This is a genomic window from Pseudomonas sp. GM74, assembly GCF_000282455.1.
In the GTDB taxonomy this organism is placed as follows: domain Bacteria; phylum Pseudomonadota; class Gammaproteobacteria; order Pseudomonadales; family Pseudomonadaceae; genus Aquipseudomonas.
In genome coordinates this window covers 18,718-34,796 of sequence record NZ_AKJG01000157.1, presented here as the reverse complement: position 1 = coordinate 34,796, position 16,079 = coordinate 18,718, and the positions used below count along the sequence as shown (strand labels likewise).

The window sequence follows — 16,079 nt, the reverse complement described above, 5'->3', positions numbered from 1 at the left end:
GCCACCACCTGAGCGGTGGTCAAGGCGGCCACGTCGGCGGTTTCCAGGGCACTGATCTGGGTCGGTTTCAGTGCCGCGATCTGCGCGGTGGTCAATGCCGCGACCTGGGCGGTGGTCAGGGCGACGACGTTAGCGGTGGTCAGTGCGGCGACATCGGCGGCCTGCATGGCCGCCACTTGCGTGGTGGTCAGTGCAGCCACCTGGGCCGGTTTCAGCGCGGCCACCTGGGCGGTGGTCAGGGCCACGACCTGGGCGGTGGTCAGGGCAGCGGTCTGCGCGGTGGTCAGGGCGGCGACGCTGGCCACTGGCAAGGCGGCGATGTCAGCGGTTTCGATGGCCGCCACTTGGGTGGTGGTCAAGGCAGCGATCTGTGTGGTTTTCAGCGCGGCGACCTGGGCGGTGGTCAGGGCCACCACCTGAGCGGTGGTCAAGGCGGCCACGTCGGCGGTTTCCAGAGCACCGACCTGGGTCGGGGTCAGCGCTGCGACCTGGGCAGTGGTCAGCGCCGCCACCTGAGCGGTGGTCAGGGCCACGACGCTGGCCGTGGTCAGCGCGGCGACATCGGCGACCTGCATGGCCGCCACTTGCGTGGTGGTCAGCGCTGCGACTTGCGTGGTTTTCAGCGCGGCAACCTGGGCAGTGGTCAGCGCGACAACCTGTGCAGTGGTCAGTGCGGCAGTCTGGGCCGTGGTCAGGCTGGCGAGCGAGGCAATGGGCAGCGCAGCGATATCCGTCGTTTCGAAGGCAGCGACTTGCGTAGTCGTCAGCGCGGCGATCTGCGTGGTTTTCAGTGCGGTGACCTGAGCGGTGGTCAGGGCTACGACCTGCGCAGTCGTCAGTGCCGGCACCTGCACGGTCGAAAGCACGGCAATGTTCGGCGTGGTGATGACCGCGATCTGCGCAGTGGTCATCACGGCGATCTGAGCGGTGCTCAAGGCGGCAATATCCTGGGTCGCAAGCCCAGCAATGGTGGTTGTACTCAGGGCAGCGACTTGCGCTGGGGTCAACGAAGAAATAAAGCTCATGGACGCATCCTGTATAGGGGTCATTTACGGCGCTGCCAGCGTTGTCGCCGTAGCCTTGGGCGGAAATTTGGTAGCCCTCGTGTCATTAGCGACACATTCGGTGAAAACATTAAGAATCTTTTTGATGGCTTTTTGCCTTTTTTAAACTTTTAGTTATAAAAATTCTTCGTTTTATAGGCTCGAATAGTAATGGGTGGATATCATATAGCCACTATCTTGGGTTTCCGCCATTCTTTGCGAGCTGACCAATCGGTACGCCGTTGTGCTGCCATGACCTTGACCCTTGCCCAGCACTTCCCCTAGTGTGCGCGGGCGTCCGTTGGCAGGCATTGGCCAGTGGAACATGCCCCCATTTCCCCTTTTGCCATCCGGCAAGGGCCTTGATCGAGTAACTGATTGTGAAAACCTTCCTCCATGTAGGTTGCGGTCCAAAGAGCAAGAACAGCACGACCAAGGGCTTCGCCTCGGAGCAGTGGCAGGAGCTGCGCTTCGATATCGATGAGAGCGTCAACCCGGACATCGTCGGCACCATGACCGACATGTCCCAGGTCAAGGACGCTTCGGTGGATGCGCTGTTCTCCAGCCACAACATCGAGCATCTCTATCCCCATGAAGTGCCGGTAGCCCTGGCGGAGTTCAAGCGCGTCCTCAAGCCTGGCGGCTTCGTGATCATCACTTGCCCGGACCTGCAATCGGTGTGCGCCCTGGTGGCCGAAGACAAGCTGACCGACGAGGCCTACCTTTCACCGGCCGGCCCGATCGCGCCCATCGACATCCTCTACGGCCATCGCCCGGCCATGGCCAACGGCAACGTGTTCATGGCGCACCGTTGCGGTTTCACCAAGAAGGTCCTGACCGGCTCCCTGCAAGCGGCCGGCTTCGACATGGTGCTGCCGATCCAGCGTGCCCATCCGGCCTATGACCTTTGGGCGGTGGCGGCACTTGCGCCGATCTCCGAGCAGGAAGTGGTGGCGATCGCCAACCAGCATTTCCCTGGCTGAGCCATGCTGAACCGCGGGCCCGGGATGCAGGGCTCGCCTTCGCCCGGGCAGATATTGCGGGTCAGGACGCATCGGGATGGCTTGTCCAACCACAGTATTTCCCAATGAAATCATTGAGTTACTGAATGGCCATAAGGGAGGACGCTGCGCAAAGATACCAAGTAGTAAGCGCCGTACAACTTATGTCTTTCGGAAAAATACGGGATGCTGCGGACAAAAAAAGACCCGGCAAAAAGCCGGGTCAAAAACCGTGATTAGCCTGATGAGGAGATAGTCCAGGAGACCGACCTAAGGTCACCTGGTCCATCGACTGATCTCGCGACCAGCTGGTGCAATAATAATCATTCTCGTTTGCAAGTCAAACATTTTTACCTGCTCGACAGAAAAACTCTTTCCTGTCCTCTCGATTTGCCTTCTCACCTCAACCGTTTTCATATTTCTCCAGCGATCGGTCGACCATCGCCTTGGCCATGTCGATCATGTGCACCGTCGAAAACGCCAGGTCGCGGCTTGCGCCTTGCAGGTGACTGGCTGACTCGTGCGCGGTGGCGGCAGCACAGCGCAACAGGTCCAGGGCATGAACCAGCGCCTCTTCGCCGCTGATATTGCGGTTCACATCAAAAAAACGCGGCTCGGACACTTCCTCCGAAATAGCCGGTTTCAAGTAATAGTCCAGCGCGCGTTGTGCCGCCGCAGAGTCCAGGGGCGAGGTGAAGGTGCTGTCGATTTGCATGTCCGGGCGGTCATTGGCTGGTGGGTTCATGGCGATGGCAAGCTCCGTGGTAGATTCAGATCCGTGAATCGATAATAATACGAACTGTATTTGTGACGATAATTTAAATACTACAATTTGTGTTTTGATGGCCGGAGTCGTCCACGTATCGTGCCGCACATGGATAAATGGATTGAATTGGTCAAGGCCAAGATGAGTGAACTCAAAATCACTCAAGAGATACTCGCCGAGCGCCTCGGGATGTCCCAGGGCGGCATTGGTCACTGGCTCAACAAACGTCGTGAACCCGGCATCGAAGACATGAACCGTGTGCTGCGGGCACTGGGCCTTGAGTTTCTCGAAGTGGCGCTGGTGATCCGGGAACCGCAGGCGTCAACGGACGACGAAATTCCCCTGACACAGAAGTACAACCCGTACTTCCGCTATCCGGTCAGTGATTGGCGCGAACCTGTCGAAGTGCGCGACGGCGAGGTCCCGGCGTACGGAAAAGGGCACTTTGAACTGTCCGATTACCACGCCCGGGGGCCGGCATTCTGGTTGAGAGTGGCAGGCGATGCGATGACCGCACCCAATGGCATGAGCATCCCGGAAGGCATGCTGATTCTGGTGGACCCTGCGGTAGACGCCGAGCCTGGCAAACTGGTCATTGCCCAGTGGCCGGACAGCGCCGAAGCCACGTTCCGCAAGCTCATCGAAGAGGGCGGGCAGCGTTACCTGGTCCCGCTCAATCCGACGTATCCGAAAGCCTTGTACACCGAAGAGTGTCGAATCATCGGTGTAGTGGTTCAGGCAACAGCCAGGTTTTGATCAGATCGGTCCTCGCGATGCGCAGGACCGATCTTCATTTCACGCTTCTTCCAGTTCGACCAGCGCACTGCCTTCGCTGACCATCTCGCCTTCCTGGCAATACAGCGCCTTGATCACCCCGGCATGGGGCGCGCGAATGCTGTGCTCCATCTTCATCGCTTCCAGCACCACCAATTGCGCTCCGGCTTCGACCGATTGCCCGGCCTCCACCAGCACGCGGACGATGCTGCCGTTCATGGGGGCGGTCAGTCCGCCCTGATGGCTGTGGCTGGCCTCGACGGCGCTTATCGGGTCGTAAGACTCGATGCGGTGCAACTCGCCATCCCACTGCAAATACACGTAATCGCCACGGCGTATTGCGCGGTGTTGACGGCGCACACCGGCCTGCTCGGTCAGCAGTTGCTCGCCATTGAGCCGAGCGCTGTGGGCATTGATGTCGCCCAGGGTCAGCGCCCGGTCCTGGCCTTCACAGCTCAAGTGAAGGGTGATTTCTCTCGGCAAACCGGCACGCAGGCCATTACGCGCCGCCCACGGTGAACTCGGGTCATCGGCGCGGGTTGCATGTGGCTGGCTCTGGGCAATCGCCTGGGCGGCGGCTTGCCAGAAATCGTCGCTGAGTTGCGCTGGCGTCGGCAGCAACTGTTCCTGATAGCGCGGAATGAAGCCGGTATCGAGTTCGGCAGCGGCAAATGCCGGGTGGCCAATGATGCGTCGCAGGAAATTGATGTTGGTCTTCAACCCGCCGATGGCAAATTCGTCGAGCATGCTCAGCAGGCGCAAGCGCGCCTGTTCACGGTCTTCGCCCCAGGCAATCAACTTGCCGAGCATCGGGTCGTAGAACGGCGAGATCTCGTCGCCTTCTTCAACGCCGCTGTCCACTCGACGCCCTGGCCCTTGGGCGGATTCGCGATACAACTCCAGACGACCGGTCGCCGGCAGGAAGTCGTTGCCCGGGTCTTCGGCATACAGACGCACTTCGATTGCATGACCCACCAGCGGCACCTGGTCCTGAGTCATCGGCAATGCTTCGCCGCGGGCCACGCGAATCTGCCAGGCCACCAGGTCAAGGCCGGTGATGGCTTCGGTGACCGGGTGTTCGACTTGCAGGCGGGTGTTCATCTCCATGAAGAAGAACTCGCCCCGCGCATCCAGCAGAAACTCCACGGTGCCGGCACCGACATAACCGATGGCCTGCGCCGAACGCACGGCGGCCTCACCCATGGCACGCCGCAGCTCCGGGCTCAGGCCAGGTGCCGGCGCTTCTTCGACGACTTTCTGGTGACGGCGCTGAATCGAGCAGTCACGTTCGTTGAGGTACAGGCAGTTGCCGTGCTGGTCGGCGAACACCTGGATTTCCACGTGACGTGGCTTGAGCAGGTATTTCTCCACCAGCATCCGCGAGTCGCCGAACGACGATTGCGCCTCACGCTGGGCCGAGGCCAGGGCTTCGGCCAGTTGGCTGACGTCCTCGACCACTTTCATGCCTTTGCCGCCGCCCCCGGCCGTGGCCTTGAGCAGCACCGGGTAGCCGATGCGTTCGCAGGCGGCGCGGAAGGTTTCCAGGTCCTGGGCTTCGCCGTGATAACCGGGCACCAGCGGCACGCCAGCGGTCTCCATCAAGGCTTTGGCGGCGGACTTGCTGCCCATGGCGTCGATGGCCGAGGCGGGCGGACCGAGGAAGATCAGGCCGGCGTTTTCGATGGCGCGGGCGAACCCGGCGTTCTCCGACAGAAAGCCGTAGCCGGGGTGAATCGCCTGGGCGCCGCTGGCTTTGGCGGCGGCGATCAGTTTGTCGATCTGCAGATAGCTGTCGGCGGCTTTGCTGCCACCGAGATCAACCCGAATGTCGGCTTCGCGGCTGTGCCGGGCGTCTCGGTCGGTGGCGCTGTGCACGGCCACGGTGGTCAGGCCCAGGGCCTTGGCGGTACGCATCACCCGGCAAGCGATTTCGCCACGGTTGGCCACCAGCAGGGTGGTGAGGACAGGTGCGCTCATCAACGGGGCTCCTTGGTGGTGGTTTCGGCTTGCCAGCTCGGCGGACGCTTTTGCAGAAAGGCGCGCAGGCCTTCCTGGCCTTCGGGGCTGACGCGGATGCGGGCGATGGCGTTTTCGGTGTAGCGGCGCAATGCCGGGGTCAGTGAGCCGTCGCCGACTTCGCGCAACAGGTCCTTGCTGGCGCGCATCGCGGCCGGACTGTTAAGCAGCAGATTGTCGATCCATTGCTCGACTTTCTGTTCCAGCTCGGCACTTGCATAGCTCTCCGACAACAAACCGATTTCCCGTGCCCGTTGCCCGCCGAAGCGCTCAGCGGTCAAGGCATAGCGACGGGTCGCACGCTCGCCGATGGCTTGCACCACGAACGGGCTGATCACGGCCGGGGCCAGGCCGATGCGCACTTCGGACAGGCAGAACTGCGCATCATCGGCGCCGATGGCCATGTCGCAGCAACTGATCAGGCCCAATGCGCCACCAAAGGCTGCGCCTTGCACCACCGCCAGGGTCGGAATTTTCAGTTTGGCCAGGTTGTACATCAACTCCGCCAGTTCCCGGGCGTCATCGAGGTTGGTGGCGTAATCGAGCTCGGCCGATTGCTGCATCCAGGCCAGATCGGCGCCGGCACTGAAATGCTTGCCGCGACCGCGCACGATCAGAAACCGCAGGCTGGCATCGCTCGCGACTTTATCGAGGGCAAGGATCAGCTCGCGGATCATCTGTGCGTTGAACGCGTTGTTCTTTTCTTCGCGGCTGAGCCAGAGAGTCGCAAAACCCCTTGGATCGCTCAGCAGTTCGAGGGTGTTGAAGTCGCTCATAGTGTCCGTCTCCACGGTCCTTGTGGGAGCGGGCTTGCTCGCGAAACGATTTTACGATTGCTGCGCAATCGAACAGGAGCAAGCTCCCTCGCCACACAAGCCCGCTCCCACAGAAAATCACATCCGGAACACGCCGAAGCGGCTCGGTTCGATTGGCGCGTTCAACGACGCGGACAAGGCCAGGGCCAGTACGTCGCGGGTCTGGGCCGGGTCGATGACACCGTCGTCCCACAGGCGCGCGCTGGAATAATAGGGGTGACCCTGTTCTTCATACTGGTCGAGGATCGGTTGCTTGATCTCGGCCTCCTGCTCGGCACTGAAACCATGGCCACCGCGTTCGGCCTGTTCGCGCTTGACCTGCACCAGCACGCCGGCCGCCTGTTCGGCGCCCATCACGCCAATGCGCGCATTCGGCCACATCCACAAAAAGCGCGGGTCGTAGGCGCGACCGCACATGCCGTAGTTACCGGCACCGAAACTGCCGCCGATGATCACCGTGAACTTCGGCACCTTGGCGCAAGCCACCGCCGTCACCAGTTTCGCGCCGTGCTTGGCAATACCGCCGGCTTCGTATTTCTGGCCGACCATGAAGCCGGTGATGTTTTGCAGGAACAACAACGGAATGCCGCGCTGGCACGCCAGTTCAATGAAGTGCGCGCCTTTCTGCGCCGCTTCAGCGAAAAGAATGCCGTTGTTGGCGAGGATCGCGATCGGGTACCCGTGCAGGTAAGCAAAACCGCAGACCAGCGTTGTCCCGAACAGCGCCTTGAACTCGTCGAACACCGAACCATCCACCAGTCGCGCAATCACTTCACGCACGTCAAAGGGTTGCTTGGCGTCGGCCGGGACCACGCCGTACAACTCGTCGCTGCCGTACAGCGGGGCGACCGGAGCGCGTTGCTGAACCTCACCCAGCTTGCGCCAGTTGAGGTTGGCGACACTGCGGCGTGCCAGAGCCAGGGCGTGTTCGTCGCTCTCGGCGTAATGGTCGGCTACACCGGAAATCTTGCAGTGCACATCGGCCCCGCCGAGGTCTTCGGCGCTGACCACTTCACCGGTCGCGGCCTTCACCAGTGGAGGGCCGGCGAGGAAGATGGTCGCCTGTTCGCGGACCATGATCGCTTCGTCGGCCATCGCCGGTACATAGGCGCCGCCAGCGGTGCAGGAACCCATGACCACGGCAATCTGCGGGATGCCCATTGCGCTCATGTTGGCCTGATTGAAGAAGATCCGCCCGAAGTGCTCGCGGTCCGGAAACACTTCATCCTGGCGCGGCAGGTTGGCGCCGCCCGAGTCCACCAGATAGATGCACGGCAGGCGGTTCTGCTGGGCGATGGTCTGGGCGCGCAGGTGTTTTTTCACCGTCAGGGGGTAATACGAGCCACCTTTTACGGTGGCATCGTTGGCGACGATCATGCATTCGACACCTTCCACACGGCCGATCCCGGCAATCACGCCAGCGGCGGGGACGTCTTCGCCATACACCTCGTACGCCGCCAGTTGGCTGATCTCCAGAAACGGCGAACCCGGATCGAGCAGGCGGTTGATGCGCTCGCGAGGCAGCAGTTTGCCCCGCGAGGTGTGGCGTTCCTGAGCCTTCGGGCCGCCACCTTGCGCCACTTGGGCGAGCAGGGTGTGCAACGCGTCGACTTGCTTGAGCATCGCCGCGCTGTTGGTGGCGAACTCCGCTGAACGGGGGTTGAGCTGGGTATGCAAAATCATGGCTTACTCCGTAAGCAGCTTTGAGCGGCAAGCTACAAGCTGCAAGAGGACCGCTTCAGCTTGTGGCTTGAAGCTTGGCGCTTGCAGCTGACGAAATTTATTTCGTCTCGTTGAACAGTTCGCGACCGATCAGCATGCGACGGATCTCACTGGTGCCCGCGCCGATTTCGTACAGCTTGGCGTCACGCAGCAGACGACCGGCCGGGAATTCATTGATGTAGCCGTTGCCGCCGAGAATCTGGATCGCGTCGAGGGCCATTTGCGTGGCGCGTTCGGCGCTGTAGAGGATCACGCCGGCGGCGTCCTTGCGCGTGGTTTCGCCGCGCTCGCAAGCCTGGGCCACGGCGTACAGGTAGGCGCGGCTGGCGTTGAGTTGGGTGTACATGTCGGCGACCTTGCCCTGGATCAGCTGGAACTCACCGATGCTTTGGCCGAACTGCTTGCGGTCGTGGATGTACGGCACGATCAGGTCCATGCACGCCTGCATGATCCCGGTCGGGCCGCCCGAGAGCACGACGCGCTCGTAGTCGAGGCCGCTCATCAGCACTTTCACGCCGCCGTTGAGCACGCCGAGGATGTTTTCTTCCGGCACTTCGACGTCATCGAAAAACAGCTCGCAGGTGTTCGAACCGCGCATGCCGAGCTTGTCGAACTTGTTGCTGCGGCTGAAGCCTTTCCAGTCGCGCTCGACGATGAAGGCGGTGATGCCGTGGGGGCCCTTTTCCAGGTCGGTCTTGGCGTAGATCACGTAGGTGTTGGCGTCCGGACCATTGGTGATCCAGGTCTTGCTGCCGTTGAGCACATACTTGTCGCCGCGTTTGTCGGCGCGCAGTTTCATCGACACCACGTCGGAACCGGCATTCGGCTCGCTCATGGCCAGGGCGCCGATGTGTTCACCGCTGATCAGCTTGGGCAGGTACTTGGATTTCTGTTCGTGGTTGCCGTTGCGGTTGATCTGGTTGACGCACAGGTTGGAGTGGGCGCCGTAGGACAAGGCCACCGAGGCCGAGCCACGGCTGATTTCTTCCATGGCCACCACGTGAGCCAGGTAACCCAGGCCGGCACCGCCGTACTCTTCCGGCACAGTAATGCCCAGCAGGCCCATGTCGCCGAATTTGCGCCACAGGTCGGCGGGGAACAGGTTGTCGATGTCGATCTGAGCGGCGCGCGGGGCGATCTCCTTGGCGACGAAGGACTGAACCTGATCGCGCAGCATGTCGATGGTTTCACCGAGGGCAAAGTTCAGGGATGGATAGCTCATGGGTCACCTTTTGGCTTTTTTGTCGGGTGGGGAGGACCGTGATTCGGTTCTCACCTTTACGTTAACGTAAGCCTGTGACGAATGGCTGTCAATCACCCTTTACGTTAACGTCAACTTGAGCGAGAGTAGAGCCAGTTCAAGATAGAACGCGGACCCATTCTGTGGGAGCGGGCTTGCTCGCGAAGGCGTCCTGTCAGTCGACATTCATGTTGTCTGATACGCCGCTTTCGCGAGCAAGCCCGCTCCCACAAGAGACCGCCGGTAGCCCATAAATAAAGACAATAGGGGTCGTCATGGATCAACCCAGTGCAAGCCCGCAACGCAGTTACACCCGTGGTACCCAGGACAAAGCCTTGCTGGCGATGACCATCGGCCAGGCGTTCGACAACACGGTTGCGCAGTACCCGGACGGGGAGGCGCTGGTGGTGCGCCATCAGCAGCTGCGTTACACCTGGCGGCAATTGGCCGAGGCTGCGGACCTGCACGCCAGAGCACTGCTGGCGCTGGGGCTGCAAGCCGGGGACCGCCTCGGTATCTGGGCTCCGAACTGTGCGCAGTGGTGCATCAGCCAGATTGCCACCGCGAAAATTGGCGTGATCCTGGTCAACATCAACCCCGCCTATCGCAGTTCCGAACTCGAATACGTACTGAAGCAATCAGGCTGCCAATGGCTGGTGTGCGCCGGGGCCTTCAAGTCCTCGAACTATCACGCGATGCTGCAAGGGCTGGTGCCGGAGTTGGCCGAGCAATCCATCGGCAAGTTGCACAGCGAACGGTTGCCGGAGTTGCGTGGCGTCATCAGCCTGGATGCGCAGCCGCCATCGGGTTTCCTGCCATGGTCGCAACTGGCCGATCTGGCTGGCAGCGTCACGGTCGAGCAGTTGCGTGAGCGCCAGGACAGCCTGCATTTCGATCAGCCGGTGAACATCCAGTACACCTCCGGCACCACCGGGTTCCCCAAGGGCGCGACCCTCAGTCACTACAACATTCTCAACAACGGCTACATGGTCGGCGAAAGCCTGGGGCTGACGGCAGCCGATCGCCTGGTGATCCCGGTACCGTTGTATCACTGCTTCGGCATGGTCATGGGCAACCTCGGTTGCATCACCCATGGCAGCACGATGATTTATCCAAACGACGCGTTCGATCCGTTGCTGACCCTCAGCACTGTGGCTGACGAAAAAGCCACGGCGCTGTACGGCGTGCCGACCATGTTCATCGCCATGCTCGATCAACCACAACGTGCCGAATTCGATCTGTCGAGCCTGCGCACCGGGATCATGGCGGGCGCGACCTGTCCTATCGAAGTGATGCGCCGGGTCATCAGCGAAATGCACATGAGCGAAGTGCAGATTGCCTACGGCATGACGGAAACCAGTCCGGTGTCGTTGCAGACCGGTCCGTCAGACGACCTGGAACTGCGCGTGACCACCGTCGGCCGTACCCAGCCGCAGCTTGAAAGCAAGATCATCGACGAAGCGGGCAACCTGGTGCCGCGCGGCACCATCGGTGAACTGTGCACTCGTGGTTACAGCGTGATGCTGGGTTACTGGAACAACCCTGAAGGCACCGCACAAGCCATCGATCAGGCAGGCTGGATGCATACCGGCGACCTGGCGAGCATGAATGACGAGGGTTATGTGTGCATTGCCGGGCGCAACAAGGACATGATTATCCGGGGCGGCGAGAATATTTACCCGCGGGAGCTGGAAGAGTTTTTCTTCACCCATCCGGCCGTGGCCGACGTGCAGGTAATTGGTATCCCGTGTTCGCGATATGGTGAAGAGATCGTCGCCTGGATCAAGTTTCACCCCGGCCACAGCGCCACCGAGCAAGAGTTGCAAGCCTGGTGCAAGGAGCGCATCGCCCACTTCAAGACGCCGCGTTACTTCAAGTTCGTCGAGGAGTTTCCGATGACGGTGACTGGCAAGATCCAGAAATTCCGGATGCGCGAGATCAGTATCGAGGAGTTGCGCATCAACAAAGCCTGACCACAACCCAATGTGGGAGCGGGCTTGCTCGCGAAAGCGTCGGATCAGTTGATACATGTATTGACTGAAGCGCCGCCTTCGCGAGCAAGCCCGCTCCCACAGTTTTGATCGAGGAAAACCTGAACGCCAGACAGCACAAAGGGGAGCCGAAGCTCCCCTTTAATTTCGTTGCGCGTGCTCTTTTTTTATTATTGAGGGTCGGTCTGTTTTTGTTTTTGGCAACCGTTGCCCTTTACCGCTGTTTTTGGCGATCCCCATCCGGGATCAAGAGCAAACGTATTTTTTTGAGCGCTGATCTACTTTCTCGCTGAGCGATCCAACCAGTACGGGAGCTACCTGAAGGTAGTTTTATTATTCTCTGTCTGGTTGCGGGTAACTCCGAAAAGCACCCTGAAAAGCACATCTTCTCCAAAAAAATCTGTTAGCTGCGTCTCTGCCGTGTTGTTTTTGTTATGTCAGAGTCGTTACGTCTTGTTTTTATTAGGTTTGCCGCAATTTTTTTATTCTTGTTGTGCGATAGATATAGCAGGAGGCATGCCAACTTTATAAAAGCCTTTAAAATCAGCTATTTACAGATTTGTAAGGTTTTTCGCCTCAGGCAAAACCCTACATTTTGTTTCCGTGTTACTCGCTTGCGCCCACGTTTCAGACGCAGCGGTAACACCCGGACACACTCAGCGCACTCACTGTGCGCTGCGGGCCTTGGCCACGCGGGAACCGGTAGGGCGACCCAAAACCGTGCAAATCTGCTGGCCGGCGAGCACCAAGGCTTCAAGGTCGATTCCGGTGTCGATGCCCAGGCCGTTGAGCAGGTAAACCACGTCTTCGGTGGCGACGTTACCGCTGGCGCCCTTGGCATAGGGGCAGCCGCCGAGACCTGCGATGGAGCTGTCGAACACCGAGATGCCTTCCAGCAGGCTGGCGTAGATGTTGGCCACAGCCTGGCCGTAGGTGTCGTGGAAGTGACCTGCCAGTTTCTCCCGGGGCACATCCTTCGATACCACTTCAAACATCCTGCGGGTGGCGCCAGCGGTGCCGGTGCCGATGGTGTCCCCCAGCGAGACCTCGTAGCAGCCCATGGCATAAAGCTCGCGGGCGACCACGGCAACCTGCTCGGGGGCGACGTTACCTTCATAGGGGCAGCCCAGCACGCAGGACACATACCCGCGCACGGTCACCCCATGTTGTCTGGCGGCGTCCATGATCGGCGCGAAACGCTCCAGGCTTTCACTGATCGAGCAATTGATGTTGCGCTGGGAGAACGCCTCGGACGCCGCGGCGAATACGGCCACTTCCTTGACCCCGGCGGCGAGGGCATCTTCGAAACCGCGCAGGTTGGGGGCGAGCGCGCCGTAGACCACACCGGTTTTGCGCCGGATCTGCGCGAAGACCTCGGCGGAGCCGGCCATCTGCGGCACCCACTTGGGCGAAACGAAACTGCCGACTTCTATATAGCCGAGCCCGGCTGCGGTCAGTGCGTCGACCAGTTGCACCTTGTCGGTAACACTGATGGGCCGGGCTTCATTTTGCAGGCCGTCGCGTGGGCCGACTTCGACAATGCGTACGTGGGTGGGGAGGGACATGGGGTTCGACCTGTTGTTATCGTCTGAATGCGCTGAGAACCCTGTGGGAGCGAGCTTGCTCGCGATGAGGGCATCACATTCAACATTTTTGGTGACTGACACTCCGCTATCGCGAGCAAGCTCGCTCCCACAGTGGATAGTGTGGATTTACTGAATCGATTCCTGGCTCTTGAGCGTCTGCTCCAGCGCCTGCACGCAGCGCTCTTCGGCGGTATCCAGTTCCAGTTTCATTTGTTCGATGTCCAGCAACTGCTGTTCAAGCTGCTCCCGGCGCTCGCTGATTTTCGCCAGCATGCTGTGCAACTGTTTAGTGTTACCGCTGGACGGGTCGTAGAGCTCGATCAGCTCGCGGCATTCAGCCAGGGAGAAACCGATGCGCTTGCCCCGCAGGATCAGCTTCAGGCTGACCTTGTCGCGGGGCGAGTAAATGCGTTCCTGGCCACGGCGCTCGGGGCTGAGCAGGCCTTGCTCTTCATAAAAGCGAATGGCGCGAGTGGTGATGTCGAGCTCGCGGGCGAGGTCGGAAATGCTGTAGGTCTGGCTGCTCATGGGCGCGCTCGCAAAAGGTCATGGCGCTAAGCTAATGGCAGGTTGACGTTTACGTCAAGGGGCGTGAATTTTCAGTGTTCTTGCTGGCCCCTTCGTCGGAACGCCGCCCGGAGCAAGCCCGCTCCCACATTGGATCTTCAGTGGACACAAAACTGGTGCCCTGCACAGATCCCTGTGGGAGCGAGCTTGCTCGCGATAGGGGTACCCCGGTATCGAGCCTTACACCTTCTCGAGCTTTTTCTCCTGCGCCGTCACCTGCTGGCACAACTCGATCATCTGCTCGCGCATCCAGCGGTTCGCCGGGTCCTGGTCGGTGCTTTCGTGCCAGTAAAGGTGGGTTTCCACCGGCGGCACATCGTTGACCGGCAGATAAAAGGCATGCAGGTCGTTACGGCGGGCGAAGCGTTCCGGCACGGTCATGACCATGTCGGTCTGCTGCAACACTTGCGAGGCCATCAGGTAATGCTGGGAGCGCAGGGCAATCTTGCGCTGGATGCCCATCTTGCCCAGCGCCAGATCGACATAGCCGAGGCCACTGCGTCGGCTGGAAATATGGATGTGGGTCAGGCCCAGGTAATCGTCCAGCGTGAGTTTCTCCTTGCCCGCCAGCGGATGCCCCTTGCGCATGGCGCACACATAGCGGTCCTCCATCAATTTGACGTGACGCACCTGCGGGTCGGTGTTGAGCGGCGCATCCACCGCGAAGTCGAGGCGACCGGCGGCCAGTTCCTTGGTGGTTTCGCGGCGTTTGGACAGGAAGCTTTCGATGATCACCGTCGGCGCCAGGCGGCGCAGGCGCTGGAACAGCGGCGGCAGGATCACCGCTTCGGTCAGGTCGGTCATGCTGATGCGGTAGGTCTTGACCGCTTGCTGGGGGTTGAAAATACGGCTTTCCTGCACCGACACGCGCAGCAGCGAGAGTGCGTTGCGCACCGGGCCGATGATGTTCTGCGCCATGGGCGTGGGCACCATGCCTTGGGCGGTGCGTACGAACAGCGGGTCGTTGAAGGTCTCGCGCAACCGGGCCAGGGCGTTCGACACCGCAGGCTGGGTAATGCCCACAATCTGCCCGGCACGGGTCAGGTTGGCTTCGGTGTAGATCGCGTCGAAGACGATGAAAAGGTTGAGATCGACCTTGCTCAGATTCATTACGCGGCTCTCTTATTGTGTGGGCGGACTGACCGTGACGATCAGTCGATCATATATCGGTGATGAATGTTTATACACGCCGAGAATAGGCTAGGTAAATTATCAACGCTGTTCTAGCATCGATACATGACCTAAACAACCTCCCCCAAGAAGGTATCTCGCTCATGGATTTCGCTTATTCGCCCAAGGTTCAGGAACTGCGTGAGCGCGTAACAGCGTTCATGGACACCTACGTCTATCCCGCCGAAGCCGTGTTCGAGCGTCAGGTCGCCGAGGGCGATCGCTGGCAGCCGACCGCGATCATGGAAGAACTCAAACTCAAGGCCAAGGCCGAAGGCCTGTGGAATTTGTTTCTGCCTGAGTCCGAACTGGGTGCAGGCCTGACCAACCTCGAATACGCGCCACTGGCGGAAATCATGGGCCGCTCGTTGCTGGGACCAGAGCCGTTCAACTGCTCGGCACCAGACACCGGCAACATGGAGGTGCTGGTGCGTTACGCCAACGAAGAGCAGAAACAACGCTGGCTCGAACCCTTGCTGCGCGGCGAGATCCGCTCGGCATTCGCCATGACCGAACCGGATGTCGCATCCTCCGACGCCACCAACATGGCCGCCCGTGCCGTGCGCGATGGCGACGAGTGGGTGATCAACGGCAAGAAGTGGTGGACCTCGGGTGCTTGCGACCCGCGCTGCAAAATCCTGATCTTCATGGGCCTGAGCAATCCAGATGCGCCTCGTCACGCCCAGCACTCGATGATTCTGGTGCCGGTGGATGCGCCTGGTGTGAAGATCGTGCGTCCGCTGCCGGTGTTCGGTTACGACGATGCACCTCATGGGCACGCCGAAGTGCACTTCGAAAACGTGCGGGTGCCGTACGAAAACGTCCTGTTGGGCGAAGGCCGCGGCTTCGAAATCGCACAAGGTCGCCTTGGCCCTGGCCGGATTCACCACTGCATGCGTTCGATCGGCATGGCCGAGCGCGCACTGGAACTGATGTGCAAGCGCTCGGTGAGCCGCACGGCGTTCGGCAAGCCGCTGGCGCGCCTGGGCGGCAACATCGACAAGATCGCCGACTCGCGGATGGAAATCGACATGGCACGCCTGCTGACATTGAAAGCGGCTTACATGATGGACACCGTCGGCAACAAAGTGGCGAAAAGCGAGATCGCGCAGATCAAGGTCGTGGCGCCGAACGTGGCGTTGCGGGTGATCGACCGGGCGATCCAGATCCATGGCGGGGCAGGGGTTTCCAACGATTTCCCGCTGGCCTACATGTACGCGATGCAGCGCACCCTGCGCCTGGCCGACGGCCCGGACGAAGTGCACCGTGCGGCGATCGGCAAGTTCGAAATCGGCAAATATGTGCCGAAAGAGATGATGCGTAGCGGGCACTGACAGGCACCGCGTTATCGTTCATCGCGGGCAAGCCCGGCTCCCACAGGTTCAGTG

13 protein-coding genes are annotated in these 16,079 nt (G+C 60.5%); 4 read left to right on the top strand and 9 right to left on the bottom strand.

Annotation, left to right across the window (positions count from 1 at the left end):
* Positions 1 to 1,025, bottom strand: a 1,025-nt coding sequence (locus tag PMI34_RS02590) for a hypothetical protein (protein ID WP_008053638.1), incomplete at its 3' end; no start/stop codon positions are given.
* A gap of 398 nt (positions 1,026 to 1,423) precedes the next feature.
* On the opposite strand from PMI34_RS02590, the gene PMI34_RS02595 reads away from it, so the two are divergent.
* A complete protein-coding gene (locus PMI34_RS02595) occupies positions 1,424 to 2,026 on the top strand; it encodes a class I SAM-dependent methyltransferase (RefSeq protein ID WP_008053636.1) in 603 nt (200 codons plus the stop codon).
* Positions 2,027 to 2,447: 421 nt separating this feature from the next.
* Here PMI34_RS02595 and PMI34_RS02600 read toward each other — a convergent pair whose 3' ends face one another.
* On the bottom strand, positions 2,448 to 2,789 hold the full coding sequence (locus PMI34_RS02600; RefSeq protein ID WP_008053635.1) for a DUF6124 family protein: 342 nt from the start codon (positions 2,787 to 2,789) through the stop codon (positions 2,448 to 2,450).
* Positions 2,790 to 2,918: 129 nt separating this feature from the next.
* On the opposite strand from PMI34_RS02600, the gene PMI34_RS02605 reads away from it, so the two are divergent.
* Entirely contained in the window at positions 2,919 to 3,566 is a 648-nt protein-coding gene (locus PMI34_RS02605) for a LexA family protein (protein ID WP_008053634.1), read from the top strand.
* Between the two features lie 39 nt (positions 3,567 to 3,605).
* On the opposite strand, the gene PMI34_RS02610 is transcribed toward PMI34_RS02605, so the two are convergent.
* The 4 genes from PMI34_RS02610 to PMI34_RS02625 form a co-directional block, all read right to left on the bottom strand.
* The gene (locus PMI34_RS02610; protein WP_008053633.1) at positions 3,606 to 5,561 is read right to left on the bottom strand and encodes an acetyl/propionyl/methylcrotonyl-CoA carboxylase subunit alpha; all 1,956 of its coding nucleotides are present in this window, start codon (positions 5,559 to 5,561) and stop codon (positions 3,606 to 3,608) included.
* Complete coding sequence (locus PMI34_RS02615; protein WP_008053631.1) at positions 5,561 to 6,376, bottom strand: gamma-carboxygeranoyl-CoA hydratase; 816 nt, start codon at positions 6,374 to 6,376, stop codon at positions 5,561 to 5,563. The genes PMI34_RS02610 and PMI34_RS02615 overlap by 1 nt, the downstream gene beginning before the upstream one ends.
* A 117-nt stretch (positions 6,377 to 6,493) precedes the next feature.
* A complete protein-coding gene (locus tag PMI34_RS02620) occupies positions 6,494 to 8,098 on the bottom strand; it encodes a carboxyl transferase domain-containing protein (RefSeq protein WP_008053629.1) in 1,605 nt (534 codons plus the stop codon).
* A gap of 97 nt (positions 8,099 to 8,195) precedes the next feature.
* The gene (locus PMI34_RS02625; RefSeq protein ID WP_008053622.1) at positions 8,196 to 9,359 is read right to left on the bottom strand and encodes an isovaleryl-CoA dehydrogenase; all 1,164 of its coding nucleotides are present in this window, start codon (positions 9,357 to 9,359) and stop codon (positions 8,196 to 8,198) included.
* A 293-nt stretch (positions 9,360 to 9,652) separates the two neighbouring features.
* On the opposite strand from PMI34_RS02625, the gene PMI34_RS02630 reads away from it, so the two are divergent.
* The gene (locus PMI34_RS02630; RefSeq protein ID WP_008053621.1) at positions 9,653 to 11,350 is read left to right on the top strand and encodes an AMP-binding protein; all 1,698 of its coding nucleotides are present in this window, start codon (positions 9,653 to 9,655) and stop codon (positions 11,348 to 11,350) included.
* Positions 11,351 to 12,033: 683 nt separating this feature from the next.
* Here PMI34_RS02630 and PMI34_RS02635 read toward each other — a convergent pair.
* From PMI34_RS02635 to PMI34_RS02645, 3 genes are all read right to left on the bottom strand, one after another.
* On the bottom strand, positions 12,034 to 12,933 hold the full coding sequence (locus tag PMI34_RS02635; RefSeq protein WP_008053619.1) for a hydroxymethylglutaryl-CoA lyase: 900 nt from the start codon (positions 12,931 to 12,933) through the stop codon (positions 12,034 to 12,036).
* A gap of 147 nt (positions 12,934 to 13,080) precedes the next feature.
* The gene (locus tag PMI34_RS02640) at positions 13,081 to 13,482 is read right to left on the bottom strand and encodes a MerR family transcriptional regulator (RefSeq protein WP_007980992.1); all 402 of its coding nucleotides are present in this window, start codon (positions 13,480 to 13,482) and stop codon (positions 13,081 to 13,083) included.
* A 219-nt stretch (positions 13,483 to 13,701) separates the two neighbouring features.
* A complete protein-coding gene (locus PMI34_RS02645; RefSeq protein ID WP_008053617.1) occupies positions 13,702 to 14,631 on the bottom strand; it encodes a LysR family transcriptional regulator in 930 nt (309 codons plus the stop codon).
* Positions 14,632 to 14,795: 164 nt separating this feature from the next.
* On the opposite strand from PMI34_RS02645, the gene PMI34_RS02650 reads away from it, so the two are divergent.
* On the top strand, positions 14,796 to 16,025 hold the full coding sequence (locus PMI34_RS02650; RefSeq protein WP_008053616.1) for an acyl-CoA dehydrogenase: 1,230 nt from the start codon (positions 14,796 to 14,798) through the stop codon (positions 16,023 to 16,025).
* Positions 16,026 to 16,079 lie beyond the last annotated feature (54 nt).